Genomic DNA, 18,502 nt, shown 5'->3' on the forward strand with positions numbered 1-18,502 from the left:
CGCTGCCCTGGTTGCACGACGCTCCGGCCTGCTCCCCCTCTTACTTTCCTTTTGCTTCTCCATGCGCGTATTTCAGAACCGATGTTGTAGCTGGTGACGGCCGCTGTGCACTGCACCCAGGCGGCCAACTAGCTTGCTTACTGCCAATGCACGGGTAGCTCAGCCCATGGCCTTGTCCGGGCCGCTGTAGCTCGCTCCTTTATCTTCCTTCTGAAAGTCAACTCCCTATGAAGCACGCGTATGCTTCTCTCCTACTGCCAGCAGCCTTGCTGGTTAGTACTTCCCTCCACGCCCAAGATGCCCTGATTTCCATCAGCGGCACCGTGCGCGAGAAAGGCACCCAACAGCCCCTGCCCGGCGTGAGCGTCAGCGTGAAGGGTAGCTCTACCGGCACACTTAGCGACGGTGAAGGCAAGTTTGCCCTGAAAGCCCGTTTGCGGTTTCCGTTCACGCTGGTATTCAATATCATTGGCTACGATGCCCGGGAATTAGAAATTGCCAGCGGCAGCCAGCCCATTGCGGTTCAGTTGGAATCTAAGGCTATTGCCGTAAACGAAGTTGTCATATCGGCTTCGCGGGTAGAAGAAAGCAGGCTGAAGTCGCCGGTAGCCATTGAGAAGCTCGACATCCGGGCCATTAAGGAAACTCCCGCGCCAAGCTTCTACGACGCCCTGGAAAACGTGAAGGGCGTGCAGATGACCACCTCCAGCCTTACGTTTAAAGTGCCCAATACCCGCGGCTTTAACATCCCCAACAACTTCCGCTTTATGCAGCTGGTAGACGGGGTGGATATGCAGGCGGCGACCCTGGGCGTGCCCCTGGGCAATGCCATCGGCCCCACGGAGCTTGATGTGGCCAGCGTGGAAATTACGCCTGGTGCCGCCTCAGCCCTCTACGGCATGAACGCCATCAATGGCATGGCGAACCTTACCACGAAAAGCCCCTTTGCATATCCAGGCCTAAGCGTATACCAGAAGGTAGGCGTAAACCACGTGGATGGCAAGGATCGGGACCCGAGCGTGCTTACCGAAACGGCCGTGCGCTGGGCTCAAGTACTGGGCAATTCGCAGCGCTGGGCCTATAAAGTAAATGGCAGCTTCCTGCGCGGCACCGATTGGCTATCAGACACACAAAACGACCAGAACCCGCAGAATCTGTCGTCGGCTAACCCCCGCTTTCCGGAGCTGAGCGGCGCCAACAACCCGGCCGCCGACCTCTGGAACCGCTACGGCGATGACAATGCTGGCAACGTGTCCATTCCCATCACCTACAACGGCCGCACCGAAACGTTTAACGTGCGCCGCACGGGGTACTACGAGCGCGACTTGGTGAACCCCATTGTTCGCAACATCAAGGCTGACGCCAGCCTGCACTACAAGCTTTCCGACAAGCTGGAACTAAGCTACGGCTACCGGTTTGGCCTGATGGACGGCGTATTTCAGCGCGGCAACAAGATTCAGCTGGACGGCGTGACGGTGCAAAACCACAAAGTAGAGTTGAAAGGACAGGACTTTACGGCCCGCGCCTATATGCTGGTGGAAAACACTGGCGACTCTTATAACCTGAATCCTCTGGCCCTGAACCTCGACCTACAAAACGGGGCTACGGCTCTCACTGCAGGTAGCGGCCCCAAAACCAGCTGGGGCGACAAGTTTCAGGCGGCACTCCAAAGCCAGGTCAATCAAGGAGTGGGGCTGGCCGCGGCTATGCAGCAAGCCCGTGCCGTGGCCGATGCGGGGCGTGCCGTACCCGGAACTCCGGCCTTCGATGCCCTTAAAAACCAGATTGTGCACACCAACAACTGGGACAGCGGCGTCAATGTAAAAGGCGCGCCCATTCCCGGCGGAGCGGCCCTCACCCAGCGCAGCCATACCTACCATGCCGATGCCGTGTGGAACCTGGGCCAGCGCGTGAAGTTTGCCGACGTGATAGTGGGCGCAGACGCTCGCGTGTACGAAGTGCTCCCCGACGGCAACAACTTTGTGGATTTCAGCCGCCCACTAGCCGAGCGTACCCAGCCGGGAGGCGCAAATCAGTACTACAAGAAAATAGGAGGCTTTGTGCAGGCCACCCGTTTGCTGCTCGACAACCGCCTCAAGCTCACCGCTTCGTTGCGCGCCGATTACAACCCAGAATTCAACCCGAAGCTCAACCCGCGGATAGCGGGCGTATATACACTGGCCGAGAAGCACAATTTCCGCGCTTCCTACCAGAACGGGTGGCGCTTCCCTTCCCTCTTTGAGGCTCTCTCCTTTGTGAACAACGGCAACGTGCGCCGCGTGGGCGGCTTGGCTCGCGTAAATGAAGGCTTAAACTACCTCGACAACTCGTACACGCTGGCTTCTATCTCAACTTTTAATGCCGCGGTGAATGCTTACGTGTCGGCCAACGGCGGCACGGCTTCCCAGGCGGCCTTGCGTCCGGAGATTCGGGGGCTACTAACGGTAGGAAACCTCCCCACCGAGCAGCCCGAGCAGATAAACGCCTTCGAGGTAGGCTACCGCAGTGTGCTGTTTGACAACCGCCTATCCATTGACGCCGACGCGTACTACAACATCTACTCCGGCTTCTTGGGCCAGGTAGAAGTAAGCGTACCAAAAAATGCCACCGGCCAGCAGGTTACCGTAGGATCGGATGAGGCCGTACTGGCGGCCCTGAACTCTAACCGCTCGGCTCGCCAGGACCGCTACCGAGTTTATACGAATGCGCTCAACTCGTACCGCAGCTACGGCTCTACCCTGGGCCTGACTTACAACTTCTACCAGAAGTTCACTGTGGGCGGCAACGTGAACTACAACGCGCTGTCATCTAATAACCAAGCCGACATCTTCGTAACGGGCTTTAATACCCCGCACTGGGTGACGAACGTGAACTTCGGCAACCGCGAAATTGTGCGCAACGTGGGCTTTAACGTGGTGTGGCGCCGCCAGAGCACTTTCTACTGGGAAAGCCCCTTAGCCAACGGCCGCGTACCCGCCTACCAGACGATGGATGCCCAGGTGAACGTGCGTATTCCGGCGGCCAAGACTACCATCAAGGTAGGCGGCGCCAACCTCTTCAATAACCGCTACTACCAGTACGCCGCCGGCCCTACTATTGGGGGGCTGTACTACGTAGCCCTCACGTTTGATAACACGGTACTGCGCTAACGGCTTTAAGCGATGAAACGACTTCTTCCTTTCGGCACATCCTTGCTTCTAGGCTTGCCCGCCCTGGCGCAAAAGCAGTACGTACGCGAGCAGCAAACGTGGGTGGGAGTGTTCAACCAGACCCGCTTCTCTCAACGCTGGGGCTCTTGGACCGATTTGCACCTACGCCTCCACGACCGATACGTGCAGGACCTGTTTCAGGGCGTAGCACGGGTAGGGCTCACCTACTATCTAACCGACGATGTGCGCCTGACTGGGGCTACGCCTACGTGCATCACTTCCCCGATGGCGCCCGCACTGTGAGCCAGGCCGAACACCGTCCTTGGCAGCAGGTGCAGTGGTTTGCTAAGTTTCCCAAGGCCCGCCTAATGCAGTGGGTGCGGCTGGAAGAACGATTCCGACGCACCATTCAAGGCAATGAGCGCACGGATGACTTCAATTTTAATTATCGAACCCGGTACAACGCAGCGCTGTTTCTGCCGCTAACCAAGAAAGGGTTTAATCCCGGAGGACTACAGGCAGTACTCAACAACGAGGTAATGATGAATTTCGGCAAGGAAATTCGCTATAACTACTTCGACCAGAATCGGTTGTTTGCCGGCGTGGTATACCAGCTCAACCCCCACGCCCAGCTACAGGCGGGCTACATGCACTTGTTTCAGCAGTTGCCTGCGGGCAGCACCTACCGAAACCAGCACACCCTACGGGTGTTTTACTTTCACAACTTTGACTTGCGGCCTACGCCAGTGGCTGCCCCTACTCCTGCTCCATAATTTCCATGATTGATACTAAGAAGCTTTCTGAGGTCGAACACGTCAAGACTGCCAGCAACTACCTGCGGGGCACCTTGGCGGAGAGCATCGTGAATCCCCTCACGGGTGCGCTCAACCCCGATGATACCCACCTAATCAAGTTTCACGGCTCCTACCAGCAAACCGACCGTGACCTGGATAGTGAACGGAAGCGCCAGAAGCTGGAACCCCTTTACTCCCTCATGATTCGGGTGCGCGTGCCCGGCGGCATTGCCACCTCCGACCAGTGGCAGCGCATGGATGAGCTAGCTGATCAGTACGGCAACGGCACGCTCAAGCTTACCACTCGCCAAGCCTTCCAACTCCACGGAGTGCTTAAGCGCAACCTCAAAAAGACCATTCAGGGCTTCAACGATGTGCTGCTAGACAGCATTGCGGGCTGCGGTGATGTGAACCGCAACGTGATGCTTAACCCCAACCCCTACCAAAGCCCCGTGCACGCCCAAGTGTACGAAATCTCGAAGGCTATCAGCGCCCACCTCACCCCACGCACGTCGGGCTACTGGGAGCTGTGGCTGAATGGCGAATCAAAGCACAACAGCTTGCTTAGCACGGGCGGGGAAGATGAGGAGCCCATCTACGGCAAAACCTACCTGCCTCGCAAGTTCAAGATTGCGCTGGCCATTCCGCCTCACAACGATACCGACATCTTCGCCAATGACTTAGGCTTAATTGCCATTGAGGAAAATGGCGAGCTGCTGGGCTTCAACGTGGCGGTGGGCGGTGGCATGGGCATGACCTTCGGCATGGCCGATACCTATCCCCGTCTCGGCGACCTGATTGGCTATATCCCCGCTGACCAGGTAGTAGACTTGTGCGAGAAGGTAGTAACCATTCAGCGCGACTGGGGCAACCGCGAAAACCGCAAGTTCTCCCGCCTAAAGTACACCCTAGACCGCGTGGGCCTGGACACCTTTAAGCAGGAGCTAGACCTGCGCCTGGGTTTTGCGCTGGAGGCTCCTCGCCCCTACGAGTTTCGCTCCTCGGGCGACGCCTTCGGCTGGACTACCAGCCCCGACGGGCAGTCGCACCTGACGCTGTTTGTGGAAGGTGGCCGCGTGGCCGACCGTCCGGGGTATGCCCTGAAGACGGCGCTACGCGAAATTGCCCGCTTCCACACCGGCGACTTCCGCCTCACCGGCAACCAAAACCTGATTATAGCCAACGTGGCCCCGGAGCACCGCCTTTCGGTACAAGCTCTGCTGCAAGAGCATGGCATCGTCCTTGACGCCAACGATGTGCACTCGGCGCTCCGGCGTGGGGCTCTGGCTTGCGTAGCCCTCAATACTTGCTCATTGGCGTTTGCGGAGGCCGAGCGCTACCTACCCCAGCTCATGGACCGGCTAGAAATTATTATCCGGGAGCAAGGACTGGGAAATGAAGGGATTCTGCTTCGCATGACGGGCTGCCCCAACGGCTGCGCCCGCCCTTACTTGGGCGAAATTGGCCTAGTAGGTCGCTCCGTAGGTCGCTACAACCTGTACTTGGGAGCAGCTTTCAACGGAGAGCGGATGAACAAGCTTTATAAAGAAATGCTGGATGAGGACGGTATTGTAGCGGAGCTCACCCCACTACTGGCTGCCTACGCTCAGAATCGCCAACCACAAGAACGCTTCGGCGACTTTGTTATTCGTCAGGGTTACGTGAAGGCGACTACTCACGGGCTGGATTTCCATCAGTAACCCACTTGCTTCGGCCAAGCCAGAGTAACCAGAATACGTGCGCGGGGGCTTTTTAGCCCTTCTAACGCACTTTTGGCACGCGTAGCTTGGCCGAGGAAGTGTATCTTACCCTCGTTACTAGCTCCTACCCCCAACCATCATGCCTTCTTCCAACGAATTGCTACCCCAACCGGAACCGCCGCCGTCTGCCCCGAACGGGGCAAACCGCTTGTTTCCGGTTTTCCTCAAGCTGGAGCAGCTGCACGTGCTGCTAGTGGGGGGCGGGGTCGTAGGTTTCGAGAAACTTTCGGCTATGCTGGCTAATAGTCCGGCCACTGCCGTGACGGTGGTAGCCACCTACTTCTCGCCAGAGCTGAAAGTCCTGGCCGAGCGCCACCCGGCCGTGCAGCTCCGCGAGCAGGCCTACCAAACCACTGACTTAGTGGGCCACGATATTGTGGTGGTAGCTACCAACGACAAGGAACTCAATCTTCGCATCAGGACTGATGCTACGCGCCAGCGCCTGCTCTGCAACGTGGCCGATACGCCCGAAGCCTGCGACTTTTACCTGGGCTCCATTGTGCAGAAAGGCGACTTGAAAATTGCCATCAGCACCAATGGCAAGTCGCCGACTATCTCTAAGCGCCTGCGCGAGATGCTGACCATTGCCCTTCCCAACGAGTTGCATGATGTACTACAGCGCATGTCTATTATTCGGGAGCAAGTGGGGGGTGATTTTGCGCATAAGGTAAAATCCCTCAACGCCGTGACGGCTGAGCTAGCGGGAGGGCCAGCCTATGAGTCGCCGGCGGCGGCGCGGTGGCGCCGCCGGGCTACGGCGGCCCTGGTGGCCTTTGCCGCAATGCTGGTGCTTAATATTCTTTCCTTCTACTTTACCTGGCAGCAGGTGTGGCACGCGGCATCCAATGCTGAAATGTTTTGGATTTTCGTGGCCATCGGCTTTGGTGCCCAGATTGTGGATGGGCTCTTGGGCATGGGATACGGGGTAGTCACGGCCATCAGCCTCATGAGCCTGAACATCACCCCCGCCGCCGTGAGTGCCAGCATTCACACGGCTGAAATGTTTGCCAGCGGGGCCTCGGGCTATCATCATTACCGCTTCGGCAACGTGAATAAGCGCTTGTTTAAAGTGCTACTTATTCCGGGGATTCTAGGAGCCGTTACGGGGGCTTTCCTGCTTTCCAAGTTTGGCGAAACCTACGCTGGCTACGTGAAACCCTTCCTAGCCGTGTACCTGCTGCTGCTGGGTATTCGCATTATTTCAAAGGCTTTCTCAAAGCCTGCACCGCGCAAAAAGCACAAGAAGCTGGGGCTGCTGGCTGCGGTTGGTGGCTTCCTCGACTCCTTCGGTGGGGGTGGCTGGGGCCCGCTAGTAACCAGCACGCTCATTGCGGGCGGACGCACTCCGCAGTACGTAATCGGCTCCGTTAGCGTCACTGAGTTCTTCGTAACCTTTGCCAGTGCCGTTACCTTTTTCGCTACTCTGGGCATCTCGCACTGGCAAATTATCCTGGGGCTGATTGTGGGAGGCGTGGCCGCTTCTCCCCTAGCTGCCCGCCTAGCTGGGCGTATTCCTGTGCGCTGGATGTTTGTGGGCGTTGGCTCCATGGTGATTATTTGGAGCTTGTGGGCGCTTCGAAAGGTGGTCATGACTTACCTGCTGTAGTAGCACCTATACAAGGCAAAAAAGCCCCGAAAAAGTGTTTTTTCGGGCTTTTTTGGCTATAACCTCATACCGCCCTAGAACGGTCATTATAGGTAGTTGGAGACAGTGCTATTGGTGGCGTAAGGGGCGCCTGTGGCTCCTCGTCAGTAGTCAGTGGGGTAGTAGTCTGCTGCACCCGCCGTAGAATAAGTATGAGTACGAATCCGCTCAGCAATACGAGGCCTGCGTACGCGAAAGGCCACTTAAGCAGCATAGCTTCTGGGGAGTCAGTGCTCTTTCCATCTTCGGTAAGCATAGACCCGAAAGCTACTAGGTTGTTGAGCGCATGCACCGTCATGCACAGCCATAAGGAACGGGTGCGGTAATAAAGCCAGCCTAACAGCATCCCGATAAGAGCGGCATTGATGCTCTGCGCTGGGTTGAAGTGGATTATCCCAAATAGCAACGCCGACTGTCCAATGGCTATCCAGGGCTTATAGGCGCGGAGCAGGCCTTGTAGTATCACGCCTCGAAACACCAATTCCTCTAGCACGGGCGCAATAACGACACCCAGCAGAAAGGCAACTACGGGCGTCCGAACCAATTCCTTGAAGTAGTTACTAGCCAAATCTGGAAGCCCTAGTAGCTGCACAACTGACAGCACGCCGAGCATAGCAAGGACCAGCACTGGAAGCAATGCATACAACCATACTTGCTCGCGGCCGGCAAACTGCAAGGGGCGCCACCGTTTGCCTGCTTTCCAGCGTAGTAAGCCCAGAAAAGCCAGGTTTGTAGCCAAGGTCATGACCATGCCAACTACGGGCTTTGAAGCATGCGCCACGTTCTGAGCAAGAAGCATTACGGGGAGGCCCACCGCTCCGATGGCTAACAAGAACCACCCCAGAGCACCCCAGCTTTCCTTCAATGTGGGGTAGGCGCGCACTGGCGTTGCCAGCGGGCTAGCGGAGGCTTCCAACAAATTATTTTCCACGTATAATGGCGAGAAGTAAGAATACCTAATGCACCAAATCTAGCCAAACAACGGCATAAAAAACAGCCAGCCGAAGCAGTAGCGTCGGCTGGCTGTGGTACTAAATATAGTAGGTTGAAGCTGAAGGGCTACCCAACCTGGCGCTGAGCTTGCTGCCGGCCCAGTTTACTGTGCTTACGACCGTAGCCGAAGTAGATAGCCAGCCCGATGGCCAGCCACAGGGCAAGACGCAACCATGTTTCCCAAGGTAAGGACACCATCATTACCAAGCAGGTCAGAATGCCCAGAATGGGGACGAGCGGCACCAATGGAGTACGGAAGCCGCGAGGAGCGTTGGGCTCCCGTTTGCGCATAATGAGCACGCCCAAGCATACCATTACAAAGGCCAGCAGGGTGCCGATGCTGGTCATCTCCCCTACCACTGAAATAGGCACGAAGCCGGCAAACAAGGCAATGAACAAGCCAAGCAGCAAGTTGGACTGCAAGGGCGTGCGGAACTGCTCGTGGATGCGCGCAAACACAGGCGGTAGCAACCCGTCTTTGGCCATGGAAAAGAACACGCGGCTCTGCCCCAGCAAGTCCACCAGAATCACGGACGTATAGCCGATGATAATAGCCAGAATTACGGCCGAGGACAGCCAGGCGTAGGGCGTTTTTTCAATGGCAATGGCTACTGGCGCGGCGCTGTTCTTGAACTCGGTGTAGTTGGCCAACCCCGTCATGACGTGGCCAAACAGCACGAATAGCACTGTGCAAATCAGCAGGGAGCCGATAATACCAATGGGCATGTTACGCTGGGGGTTCTTGGTTTCCTGGGCCATGGTAGCCACAATATCGAAGCCAATGAATACGAAGAATACAACCCCGGCTCCCCGCAGGATGCCGCTCCACCCAAACTCCCCGAACGTGCCGGTATTCTGCGGAATGTAGGCTGGTAGTTGGCGGGGTCAATGTACTGCCAGCCCAAGGCAATGAACACAAGCACGACGGCCACCTTCAAGGTGACTACTAGCGCATTAAACCACGCCGAGCCTTGGGTACCACGAATGATGATGAGCGTAATAGCTAACACAATAAGCATAGCGGGCACGTTTACAAAGCCATGCACTACGCTACCATCTGCCAGCGTGGAGGTTTCAAATGGCGACGTCACCAGCTGGGGCGGCAAGTGGATACCGTACTTGCCCAGGAACTTCAGCAAGTACTGCGACCAACTGATGGCTACCGTAGCCGCGCCCACGGAATACTCCAGCACCAGGTCCCACCCAATAATCCAGGCAAATAGCTCGCCCATGGTGGCGTAGGCGTAGGTATACGCCGAGCCGCTTACCGGGACCATAGAGGCAAACTCGGCGTAGCACAGGGCCGAAAAAGCGCACCCCACGGCTGCCACCACAAACGAGAGCGTAACGGCCGGGCCCGCATTGTTGGCGGCCGCAATACCCGTGAGCGAGAATAAGCCCGCACCAATAATTACCCCAATACCAATGGCAATAAGGTTGAAGCCATTGAGGCTTCGTTTAAGCGTGTTGGCGCCCGTTTCGGCCGCCTCCTGCCGTAGCAGTTCCAAGGATTTTCTGAGCATGATATAGCGCCAACTCTGGATTGGCTAAGAGTGAGAAATTCAGTTATTTCTAGCCTAGGCGCACAACAGCTCCTAGCGGTTTATACTAGGCCTTTGCAGCGCAGTATGCACGCGTAGCGTTTGCGGCTACGCCGCACCAGGCAATGAAAGAACTGATAAGGAAAAAGCGAAAATCCGCAGCACCAGCAGCTAGCTACGCCGCGCGCCACCAGCATTGCCTTGGGGCTTCAACAGCAACAACATCTTTCCCAACTACACTGCCGCGCGCCGACTGCAATACGGAGAGAAGCAGCAAAAACTACAGGATAGTTGAGGGAGCGGAAGCGAAGCACCACGGTACGTTGTTTTTATATGGTCAGGAATTGGCACCGTTCCGGCAGTTGCGGATGGTTGCCGACGCGTCGTAGAGCCTGTCTCTCAGCGCCTCTGTATAAAAACAATCCTTTGGCTAGAAAGAATTGATGGAACAAAGGTAAGGGCCGCTTCGTGGTCCTGCAAGCAGCTCGGCAACTAGTCGGTCGTGCCCCCGGTTTACCTACCGCAGCTAGCCAAAGGCACTCTTCTCTCAACTCACTATCTAGGCTTAGGGGCGTTGCCGCTCTTTTGGTTTATCGTAGAGCCCGCGAAAGCAGACAGAAAAGTGCGGAGAAAAGTCAAACCGTACGTCAATGGGTTCGTACTTGCGCCTACGTTCTTTCTTGTGGTGGCTGCAAGCATGCAGCAGCCCTCCCACCGTTGCCTCTTTTACATGAACTCAGGAATTCAGAAAGCCCTGAAAGCAACCGGCTACGTGGCCGGTTCTGTGGGCGGCGCCCTCGGCCTCTACCTCACAGCTGCCGCTGTACTGTCGCGCATTACGGTACCCAAAGCCAGCACCGATCCGCGGGAGGACCTCGATATTTACATCTTTTCCAATGGTGTGCACACCGATATTGTGGTACCCATCTGTACACCCTACATTGATTGGAGCGAGACTATTCTGTTAGCTAACACCAAATCCAAGACCCCTGGCATGCGCTACATTGGGTTTGGCTGGGGCGACAAGGGTTTCTACCTCGATACACCCACTTGGGCAGAGCTTAAAGCCAGCACCGCCTTCGTAGCCATGTTTTACTTGGGCACCTCCGCCATGCACACTACCTTCTACCAGGACATGCAGGAGAGCGAGGATTGCATAAAAATCAGTATTAGCCACGTCGACTACCAGAAGCTCATTCGCTACATTCAGGAGAGCTTCCGCTACGACGAACAGGGCCAGCCTATTTATATTCCCGGTCATAGCTACGGCTCCGATGACTCTTTCTACGAGGCCCACCGCACCTACGGCTGGTTCTATACCTGCAATACCTGGGCGAACGATGCGCTTAAGTATTGCGGACAAAAAGCCAGCCTCTGGACTCCCTTCGACACAGGCATCTTCTATCAATACCGTTAAAGCGCTTTTCCTACTACTGTTTACTGCACGAGGTGGTACTGATTATCCGCCCTCTTTTCAGTATTCAGCTAATGCACTTGGCACAAATCAAACTGATGAGTCAGTGTTGAAATAGCGCATGCGGTAGCAGTTCATAGCTGTAGTGCCGAGCTGCTCCAACAGGCGGTAGTTGGCAACGGCTCCCACGGCCGCCCCAATTACGGGTACTAGCTGAGCCATTTTGGCTAAGTCGATGTAGTCCCGGTATTCCTGCTGAAAGGTGCGCCAGTCAAACTCGTTTACATCTTGGGGCAAGGTATGGCGGTAGGTCTCCCAATTGGCTAAGCGCTGATACACCTCATTGCGGGTATGCTGGCTGCTGAAAGCCAGCTGAAAGATGTGCAATAGGTACAGGCGCTCAGTATAGTCTTGCACATCGTGGCCGTAGAGGGCAGCTACATCGTAAAGCAGTTTCAGCTTGATGCCCAATAGCAGCGGAAAATCGGCGAGGCCCAGCAAGAACCCGCCGGCCCCAGTTACGGCCCCTTCAGCCGCAGCCGTATTACGATAATTGCGCACACTAGTGCGCACGGCCACTTCTCGGGCTTGCAAGGTAGCATCGGCCAGGGGCCGGCGCGTAATGTACCCGGAGCCAAACAACACTCCGCGCACCATCTGTTTGATAGCGGTGGTGATGGCCGCGTGTACTTTCTCGGGCAGTAGCGCATTCAGCCTCGCTTGCAGGCGGCGCGCCAGCCGGTTCAGCATGGACGGGCGTTGCTGCATTTTGCGTTGCCAGTCTTGCAACTCGGCGTAGGCATCTTGGTCGGAGGAATTCATACGTGCAAGATGCATCTACAGCGTAACCCGTTGCCCAAGTGGCCCTATAGATGGCGCAAACTATAGATTCGCTCAATTATTTCTACCACTTTCATTCCTTCCAGGGCATTGGTAGTAGCGAAGCTGCGCTTTTGCACGGTCTCTACCACGTTGTCAATTACCTGCACGTGATTAGCAGCACTACCCTGATACGGACCGTAGTCGTTGGCAGGTTGGTGGGCGGTAGTTGGGGCAGTTGATAATCCTTTATATGGCAGTACTCTACCTTGTCCATGTATTGCCCTCCAAGACGAAGGCTGCCGTTTTCTGCCACCACGGTAAGGGAGCTTTCCAGATTCCGGTCCCACACGGAAGTGCTGTACTGTAGCGTGCCGCTACCACCGCGCACTAAGTCAAAAGTGACCAGACCACTATCCTCAAAGTCGGTGATGCTGGCGTGGTTGAAGTCGCGGAAGCGGGCGGAAATATTGGTAATGTCGCCGAACACCCAGTACAACAAATCGACGAAGTGACTAAACTGCGTGAATAAGGTACCGCCATCTTGCTGCTGGCGGCCCTTCCAGCCGCCAGCCTGGTAGTAGCGAGCGTCGCGGTTCCAGAAGCAATTGATTTGCACCAAATACACCTGGCCCAGCCGTCCTTCCACCACCACTTGCTTAAGCCAGGCAGCCGGCGGTGAGTATCGATTTTGCATGACGCCAAATACCAAGCGCCCCGTTTGCAAAGCCGTGTGCACAATAGCCTCCGCATCGTGCTTGTGCAGGGCAATGGGCTTCTCGACCACTACGTGCATCCCATGCCGTAGGCCAGCTATAGCTTGTAGCGCATGCTGGTAATTTGGTGTAGCTATAGTTAGAATATCAGCCTCGTACCCACCACATTGCAGGTAGTCCTCCAAAGACGTGAAGAAGGGTATGCCAGGAAACTCAACTGCCAGTGCGGGGGCTAGCTCCGCTTTCACATCAATAAGAGCAACGAGCTGCGCACCAGGATGGCGAGAAACCAAAGCAGCGTGACGACGGCCAATATGCCCTATCCCACAGATAGCAAAACGTACGGCAGCACTGGCAGACACAGAAGAAGCGGGTTGGGATAGCACGCCGCAAGCTCAGAAAAAACTGCGTTTGTTTCTTACAAAACAAAGCCCGTAGCTCCTTTTTGAGGGCTACGGGCTTTTTGAGGGGCACAAATTGCGGCGGCAGTTGGGGCTAGAGCAGCCGCTTTAGCTCATTGAAGTTGCTATTGTTCACGCTACGGCCAGTGCAGCCTAGCTGCTGGGCACTACGTTGGATGCTAGTGATACGCGAGCCTGGGTTGGGGTGAGTACTCAGGAACTCGGGGGTACCTCCCCCACCGGCCTTTTCAGCTTGATGAAAAAACCAGCGGCACCGTCGCAAGAGTAGTAGCGGGTACCATTGAGGTATATGGTCGAGTACTTGTCGGCTTCGGTTTCAAAGCCACGGCTGAACTTGAGCTGTCCCAAGCCAGCCGCAATCTGGACCAACTGGCCGGAGGAGCGCTTGCCCAGAATAAGACCAAGCAAGATGCTGCTGCCGTATTGCTGCTGCAGCTGCTGGGTGCTATGGCGCCGGTCGGCGTGGGCAATTTCGTGCCCCAGTACCCCAGCTAGCTGGTTTTCATCATCGAGGTACTTAATAAGGCCCGAAAACACGTAGATGTGGCCGCCGGGAGTAGCAAAAGCATTCTGGGTTGCATCATCCTTGATGATCTGTACATCCCAAGGAAACTGAGTACGGTACTTGATATTGCCGTTGTCGAGGACGCGCTTTACTACGCCATCAAGCAATTGGTAGGCCCGGGCGTTCTTGGAGCGCTCCATCAGTTGCCCCTTTGCGCGGTATAACGAATCAGTTTGCTTGGCTACCTGAGCCCCCAGGGCAATATCCTGGTTGATAGAAAACAGGTTGATTCCTTGCTGGGGCGAGGTGAAGGCAGCTGAAGCTAACACAGAAACAGCAGCCAGCGGCAGGAAGAGGGTCAGAAAAGGGCGACGCATGGAAGAGAACAAATGAAAGTAAGCGGACAGTAATACGGTCAAAAGAAAAAACAGTGCCAGCTATCCGCTCAAATACTGAACTGGCATAGGTCTCTACCAGCTTTTAGTACGTCAAACAGGTAGCCATGCCCGGAGCACATCCCCTACGTATGATACCTGATCTACGGTAAGCGTAGGATGAATGGGCAGCGACAGTACGGTACGACACAACCGCTCCGCCACGGGAAACTGACCAGCCTGGTAGCCTAAATGCGCGTAGGCGGGCTGCAGATGGTTGGGCTGAGGATAGTACACTACGCTGGGTACTTTATGCGCCGCCAGGTGCTGTTGCAGCGCCGCACGCTGGCCCGGCTCATCGGGCACCTGCACGGTGTACTGATGGAAAACATGCGTGCTGCGCCCATCCCGCGCCGGGGGCACAATGCGTGGGATAGTAGCCAGTGCCGCATCATACTGAGCTGCTACCTGTTGGCGCGCCGCAGTCCAGGTGGGCAAATGGCGCAGCTTCACGCGCAGTAGTGCAGCCTGTAACGTATCGAGACGAGAGTTAAGGCCAATATGTTCGTGATGGTACTTACGGGTTTGCCCGTGGTTGGCAAGTTGACGCAGGTAGGTAGCCCGAGCTTCATCACGGGTGAACAACGCCCCCCCATCGCCAAAACCTCCCAGGTTTTTGCTGGGGAAGAATGAAGTAGTACCCACCTCCCTACGGTGCCGGCTACCCACGTTGTGCCCTGGCTGGTAGTAAATGTGGCTCCAATGGCTTGGGCATTGTCTTCGATGAGAGCGACGCCCTGGCGCTCGGCAATAGCTCGCAAGGCTTCCAAATCTGCACATTGCCCAAACAAGTGCACGGCAATAATAGCACCGGTGCGGGCGGTACAAGCCGCTGCCGCCGCCACCGGGTCCAGGGCAAACGTATCTGCTCGTACGTCAACGGGTACGGGCACGAGCCCTAATACCGCCGCCGCCTCCAGGGTAGCCACATAAGTAAAAGCGGGCACCAGCACCTCTGTGCCAGGCGGCAGGCGCAAGCTCATCAGTGCCAGTTGAAGGGCGTCGGTACCGTTGGCACAGGGCACTACGTGGGGCCCACCCAGGTACTGGCTTACTTCCTGAGCAAACTGCTGCACGGCTGGCCCCTGAATATAAGCTGCTTCGGTAAGCGTTGCTTGCCAAGCGGCTTCCAGCTCAGCCTGAATGGGTGCGTGCTGAGCAGCAAGGTCGAGCATTTGAATAGGCGAAGGCGGAGCAGAGAGAAGAGTAGGCACAAGCGAAAACCAGAGAAACAGAACCACGTCAAAGATAGAGTCCGGGGTAGAACCCACTGCATATACCCCACGTAACCTGATAGGAAGTGATGCCGTTAATCGCCTCAAGCTCGGCCATAACGGTAGGCTTGCGCTGTTTCCTCCCTCCTATTCCCCAACACTACTATGCTCAGGAAAACTGTCACCCTCCACGCCCTGTCGGCCATGCTGCTGCTCGGGGGCGTTGCTGCTACCACCAGTTGCAACCAAGGTCAGAAACAAGAAATTCGGCCGAAAGTGATGAAGCGTACAACGACTTCAAAACGTTTGTAGCCAACACAGAAACTGCCGCTGACAGCGTAGGAAATGAGATAGAGGCCGACTACGACCGGGAGACGGCCCAGTTGAAATCAGACTTTGATACCAAGGTAGCCGCAGTAGATAAGTACGCCGACCAGTACGACGACACCCGCCGCCAGGAAATTGAGCAGCTGCGTACGCGCTACACCACCGCTTACGACAGGCGCGAAATGGCGTGGAAAAACCGTCCGGGTAGCACTGCTACTAGCACCAGCGGCAGCACTGCCAACCTAAAGCCCGGGAAATACTACAAGCCCATGTCGCCAGCGGCCCAACTAACGGCAGCTAACGCCCGCACTACCTACGAGTCGTTCGTGAACAACATCAAGCAAAACGAAGACAAGTATGACATTGACGACTGGCGCTACATTAACTCCGAGTGGCGCGCCTTGGATGAGGCCTACGACGACGTCAAGAAAGACATCTCAGCCCGCGACTTGGCCGAGATTCAGAAGGAAAAGTTGAAGTATGCCGCCTTCAAGTCATTCGACAAAGCGGAAGCTCGCGCCGCTCAAGGTGCCGACGCTGTAAGCAGCGAGGCCAAAGAAGTATCGGCCGAAACGGCCGATGAGCGTAGCAAAGTGGGCCAAGCCGCTTCCAACACTGCCAGCGACGTGAAAGAAGCCGGCAAGGACGTAGGCAAAGGTGCCGCGAAAGTGGGCAAGAAAGTAGGAGGCGCCGTGAAGGACGTTTTCGACGGTAAGGACGACAAGAAAAACTAGTCTTCCTTTATAAGTAACTTAGGCTGGGCGCCGGCTTTCCTTTAGGAAGGTCGGCGCTTTCAGTTGGTATTGGAACGGCTGCGTTAGCTCCTCCAGCAACCAGTACAATTTCAAGGCGTCAAGCTGGCGCAGGCTTGGATTCTGGGAAAGCAAGTTGCTACGCACGTGGGCTTCTCGCAGCCGAAAAACGGTGCATACAGCTTCGCTCAGCCCCCAGCGCTGGAGGCGTAGCGCAGCTTGCAGTAACTTGGTTTCTGCTCCCAGACCTTCTGCCTTATAGAGCTGCACGAGGTTGCGAACGGCATCGTGGGTTTTGGCTAGGAAGACGGTGGCCGGCTCCAGTCCATCATGCAGCACTGGGTTATCCACGTGCACCACATTCACCCCGTGCTGGCGCAGCAGCCACCCAAACTTGGTGTCTTCGTGCCCATAACGAGTCAGGCTTTCGTCGAGCCCAAAGCGCCGGAACAAATCAGCCTGAATCAGGAGGTTGTTGAGGGTCAGCTGGCCGTGGGGGGCCCGCTGGCGCACGGCCGCCGAGCGGGCTTCTCGGCTTCGACCATAAAGCCAGCGCAACCGCAATGATGCATCGGGCGGGGCACTACCTTCGTAGGCCGTGCCACCCGAAAGCACAGGTGCTAGGTCGCGGGCGGCGGCGTACCGAGTCAGGAAATGACCATCGGGTAGTAGGCTATCATTGTCGAGCAACAGCAGCCACTCATAGCGGGCTTTGGCGGCCAACCGATTGCGCACCGCCGAGCGGCCTACATTATAGCCCAGTTCCTCATATTCAACCCCAGCAATGGTTGTTAGCATCCGATTGCGTAACCGGTACTCTGGCGCCGAGCCGTCATCTAGGCAGTGAATCTCAACGGGCTCGCCCCAAGTAGCCGCCTGCACCAACAACCGACGCACGAGAGGCGTCACGTCGCGGTTGTATACCGGAATCAGTACTGAAAGCCCGGGGTGATTCACTGAAAAGGAGCGTTAAAGGGTAGAAGTAGCAGCTAGTAAGCCCAGCTGATCAGGCAGGCTATACCTCTCTCCTTTTAGCTATCTGCGTGCAGATGAAACGGTTTGGTAGCGGAATCTAGTAGCTGGCCCTGCTCACATTTGAGCACGCGCTTAGGGTACTTATTGATAATCTGGTAGTTGTGAGTAGCCATAAGCACCGCAGTACCTGAGTTGTTGATTTCCACAAACAAGCGCATAATGCTGTCGGCCACATCCGGGTCAAGGTTGCCCGTGGGCTCGTCGGCAAGTAGCAACAGAGGCTCATTGAGCAAGGCTCGGGCTATAACTACGCGCTGCTGTTCGCCCCCGGAAAGCTGATGCGGCATCTTAGAAGCCGCGTTGGCTAGCCCTACTCGCATAAGCACTTCTGAAATGCGCTGCTGCTTGCGTGCTTTACCTCTCCAACCGGTGGCATTCAGGACAAAAAGTAAGTTATCGGCAACGCTCCGATCAAAAAGCAGCTGAAAATCCTGGAAAATGATGCCCAGCTTCCGCCGCAGGTACGGAACCTTGGTGCTACCCGCTAGCTTGGGCAAGGGAAACCCAACTACCGTACCCGTACCCGCGGGCAAGGGCAAGTCGGCATAGAGAGTCTTTAGCAGGGAGCTTTTGCCCGAGCCCGTACGTCCCACTAGGTAGGCGAATTCGCCTTTTTCGAGCGTAAACGTGACCTTCTGCAGCACGGTGTTCACGTCCTGCATCACATACGCATCGTGCAGCTCAATAACGGACATAAGCGGTGGGTTCTTGCGGACTCGGGAGCGGCGGAGGTAGGCTACGTACGACTAGTGTTAGACTTCCAGCTTTTGCAGCTTCCCAAACTCCAGGTTAGAAATGACAGCGGCCAGTTCGGTTTCCTTATTCTCTAGCCCGTAGCGGTGTAAATCCTTCAGAGGCCGATCAGCGCGGAAATAGGCGATGAGCACAAAGTGCTCATCACGCAGCTGAATGTAATCCGGAATCTTGGCCTTGCCTTTTACTTTGATGATGTACATAAGTACGAAGTGCGAAACGTGAATAA

The 18,502-nt window shown here is 56.1% G+C and carries 16 protein-coding genes, 3 pseudogenes and 1 riboswitch; of the genes and pseudogenes, 6 read left to right on the forward strand and 13 right to left on the reverse strand.

Features of this window, described 5'->3' with window-relative positions:
- The first annotated feature begins 227 nt into the window (after positions 1 to 227).
- From VI25_RS05915 to VI25_RS05935, 4 genes and pseudogenes are all read left to right on the forward strand, one after another.
- Positions 228 to 3,149, forward strand: a complete 2,922-nt coding sequence (locus VI25_RS05915) for a TonB-dependent receptor (protein WP_045688187.1) — start codon at positions 228 to 230, stop codon at positions 3,147 to 3,149.
- A 12-nt stretch (positions 3,150 to 3,161) separates the two neighbouring features.
- A pseudogene (locus VI25_RS05925) lies at positions 3,162 to 3,922 on the forward strand (DUF2490 domain-containing protein).
- 5 nt (positions 3,923 to 3,927) lie between these two features.
- Positions 3,928 to 5,643 carry an NADPH-dependent assimilatory sulfite reductase hemoprotein subunit gene (locus tag VI25_RS05930; RefSeq protein WP_045688188.1) on the forward strand — a complete coding sequence of 572 codons (1,716 nt, stop codon included), beginning with the start codon at positions 3,928 to 3,930 and terminating at the stop codon, positions 5,641 to 5,643.
- Positions 5,644 to 5,782: 139 nt separating this feature from the next.
- Entirely contained in the window at positions 5,783 to 7,309 is a 1,527-nt protein-coding gene (locus tag VI25_RS05935) for a TSUP family transporter (protein ID WP_045688189.1), read from the forward strand.
- 64 nt (positions 7,310 to 7,373) lie between these two features.
- Here the strand turns inward: VI25_RS05935 and VI25_RS05940 are convergent, their stop codons facing one another.
- The 4 genes and pseudogenes from VI25_RS05940 to VI25_RS28320 all read right to left on the reverse strand — a co-directional run bounded on the left by VI25_RS05940 (position 7,374) and on the right by VI25_RS28320 (position 9,864).
- Complete coding sequence (locus VI25_RS05940; RefSeq protein ID WP_045688190.1) at positions 7,374 to 8,279, reverse strand: CPBP family intramembrane glutamic endopeptidase; 906 nt, start codon at positions 8,277 to 8,279, stop codon at positions 7,374 to 7,376.
- Positions 8,280 to 8,407: 128 nt separating this feature from the next.
- Positions 8,408 to 8,542 (reverse strand): amino acid permease C-terminal domain-containing protein, encoded by a 135-nt coding sequence (locus VI25_RS28310; protein ID WP_316934265.1) that lies wholly within the window; start codon positions 8,540 to 8,542, stop codon positions 8,408 to 8,410.
- Between the two features lie 36 nt (positions 8,543 to 8,578).
- Positions 8,579 to 9,139: pseudogene (locus tag VI25_RS28315) on the reverse strand (APC family permease); the annotation flags it as partial.
- Entirely contained in the window at positions 9,037 to 9,864 is an 828-nt protein-coding gene (locus tag VI25_RS28320) for an amino acid permease (RefSeq protein WP_316934262.1), read from the reverse strand. The gene VI25_RS28320 and the pseudogene VI25_RS28315, both read right to left, overlap by 103 nt.
- A 344-nt stretch (positions 9,865 to 10,208) precedes the next feature.
- Positions 10,209 to 10,301, reverse strand: a riboswitch (SAM riboswitch).
- A 311-nt stretch (positions 10,302 to 10,612) separates the two neighbouring features.
- On the opposite strand from VI25_RS28320, the gene VI25_RS05950 reads away from it, so the two are divergent.
- Positions 10,613 to 11,299 carry a TIGR02117 family protein gene (locus VI25_RS05950; RefSeq protein ID WP_045688207.1) on the forward strand — a complete coding sequence of 229 codons (687 nt, stop codon included), beginning with the start codon at positions 10,613 to 10,615 and terminating at the stop codon, positions 11,297 to 11,299.
- A gap of 87 nt (positions 11,300 to 11,386) precedes the next feature.
- On the opposite strand, the gene VI25_RS05955 is transcribed toward VI25_RS05950, so the two are convergent.
- The 6 genes and pseudogenes from VI25_RS05955 to VI25_RS27635 form a co-directional block, all read right to left on the reverse strand.
- Positions 11,387 to 12,118: an EcsC family protein gene (locus VI25_RS05955; protein WP_045688192.1), complete on the reverse strand. Its 732-nt coding sequence runs from the start codon at positions 12,116 to 12,118 to the stop codon at positions 11,387 to 11,389.
- Between the two features lie 44 nt (positions 12,119 to 12,162).
- A complete protein-coding gene (locus tag VI25_RS27625) occupies positions 12,163 to 12,285 on the reverse strand; it encodes a hypothetical protein (protein ID WP_262489920.1) in 123 nt (40 codons plus the stop codon).
- Positions 12,276 to 13,193, reverse strand: a complete 918-nt coding sequence (locus VI25_RS05960) for a Gfo/Idh/MocA family protein (protein ID WP_201783260.1) — start codon at positions 13,191 to 13,193, stop codon at positions 12,276 to 12,278. Before VI25_RS05960 ends, VI25_RS27625 begins: the two co-directional genes overlap by 10 nt.
- A 252-nt stretch (positions 13,194 to 13,445) precedes the next feature.
- Positions 13,446 to 14,135 carry a M48 family metallopeptidase gene (locus VI25_RS05965; protein ID WP_201783261.1) on the reverse strand — a complete coding sequence of 230 codons (690 nt, stop codon included), beginning with the start codon at positions 14,133 to 14,135 and terminating at the stop codon, positions 13,446 to 13,448.
- A gap of 111 nt (positions 14,136 to 14,246) precedes the next feature.
- A complete protein-coding gene (locus VI25_RS27630) occupies positions 14,247 to 14,972 on the reverse strand; it encodes a DegT/DnrJ/EryC1/StrS family aminotransferase (RefSeq protein ID WP_262489921.1) in 726 nt (241 codons plus the stop codon).
- Positions 14,939 to 15,367, reverse strand: a pseudogene (locus VI25_RS27635) (aminotransferase class I/II-fold pyridoxal phosphate-dependent enzyme); the annotation flags it as partial. The pseudogene VI25_RS27635 and the gene VI25_RS27630, both read right to left, overlap by 34 nt.
- Positions 15,368 to 15,495: 128 nt before the next feature.
- Between VI25_RS27635 and VI25_RS05975 the strand changes: the two are divergent.
- A complete protein-coding gene (locus tag VI25_RS05975; RefSeq protein WP_152981511.1) occupies positions 15,496 to 16,467 on the forward strand; it encodes a DUF6565 domain-containing protein in 972 nt (323 codons plus the stop codon).
- Positions 16,468 to 16,485: 18 nt separating this feature from the next.
- On the opposite strand, the gene VI25_RS05980 is transcribed toward VI25_RS05975, so the two are convergent.
- The 3 genes from VI25_RS05980 to VI25_RS05990 all read right to left on the reverse strand — a co-directional run bounded on the left by VI25_RS05980 (position 16,486) and on the right by VI25_RS05990 (position 18,476).
- Entirely contained in the window at positions 16,486 to 17,442 is a 957-nt protein-coding gene (locus VI25_RS05980) for a glycosyltransferase family 2 protein (RefSeq protein ID WP_052695151.1), read from the reverse strand.
- A gap of 74 nt (positions 17,443 to 17,516) precedes the next feature.
- Complete coding sequence (locus tag VI25_RS05985) at positions 17,517 to 18,215, reverse strand: cell division ATP-binding protein FtsE (protein ID WP_045688195.1); 699 nt, start codon at positions 18,213 to 18,215, stop codon at positions 17,517 to 17,519.
- A gap of 57 nt (positions 18,216 to 18,272) precedes the next feature.
- Positions 18,273 to 18,476: a hypothetical protein gene (locus tag VI25_RS05990; protein ID WP_045688196.1), complete on the reverse strand. Its 204-nt coding sequence runs from the start codon at positions 18,474 to 18,476 to the stop codon at positions 18,273 to 18,275.
- Positions 18,477 to 18,502 lie beyond the last annotated feature (26 nt).

It is taken from the genome of Hymenobacter sp. AT01-02, assembly GCF_000961955.2.
Lineage (GTDB): Bacteria > Bacteroidota > Bacteroidia > Cytophagales > Hymenobacteraceae > Hymenobacter > Hymenobacter mucosus.

What these genes read in the sequence shown, in the direction of transcription:
- VI25_RS28320 (WP_316934262.1), bottom strand. Translation starts at nt 9,864, where the DNA reads ATGCTCAGAAAATCCTTGGAACTGCTACGGCAGGAGGCGGCCGAAACG.
- VI25_RS05955 (WP_045688192.1), bottom strand. Translation starts at nt 12,118, where the DNA reads ATGAATTCCTCCGACCAAGATGCCTACGCCGAGTTGCAAGACTGGCAA.
- VI25_RS05950 (WP_045688207.1), top strand. Translation starts at nt 10,613, where the DNA reads ATGAACTCAGGAATTCAGAAAGCCCTGAAAGCAACCGGCTACGTGGCC.
- VI25_RS05975 (WP_152981511.1), top strand. Translation starts at nt 15,496, where the DNA reads ATGCCGTTAATCGCCTCAAGCTCGGCCATAACGGTAGGCTTGCGCTGT.
- VI25_RS05985 (WP_045688195.1), bottom strand. Translation starts at nt 18,215, where the DNA reads ATGTCCGTTATTGAGCTGCACGATGCGTATGTGATGCAGGACGTGAAC.
- VI25_RS05915 (WP_045688187.1), top strand. Translation starts at nt 228, where the DNA reads ATGAAGCACGCGTATGCTTCTCTCCTACTGCCAGCAGCCTTGCTGGTT.
- VI25_RS27630 (WP_262489921.1), bottom strand. Translation starts at nt 14,972, where the DNA reads ATGTGCAGATTTGGAAGCCTTGCGAGCTATTGCCGAGCGCCAGGGCGT.
- VI25_RS28310 (WP_316934265.1), bottom strand. Translation starts at nt 8,542, where the DNA reads ATGATGGTGTCCTTACCTTGGGAAACATGGTTGCGTCTTGCCCTGTGG.
- VI25_RS05935 (WP_045688189.1), top strand. Translation starts at nt 5,783, where the DNA reads ATGCCTTCTTCCAACGAATTGCTACCCCAACCGGAACCGCCGCCGTCT.
- VI25_RS05965 (WP_201783261.1), bottom strand. Translation starts at nt 14,135, where the DNA reads ATGCGTCGCCCTTTTCTGACCCTCTTCCTGCCGCTGGCTGCTGTTTCT.
- VI25_RS05990 (WP_045688196.1), bottom strand. Translation starts at nt 18,476, where the DNA reads ATGTACATCATCAAAGTAAAAGGCAAGGCCAAGATTCCGGATTACATT.
- VI25_RS05930 (WP_045688188.1), top strand. Translation starts at nt 3,928, where the DNA reads ATGATTGATACTAAGAAGCTTTCTGAGGTCGAACACGTCAAGACTGCC.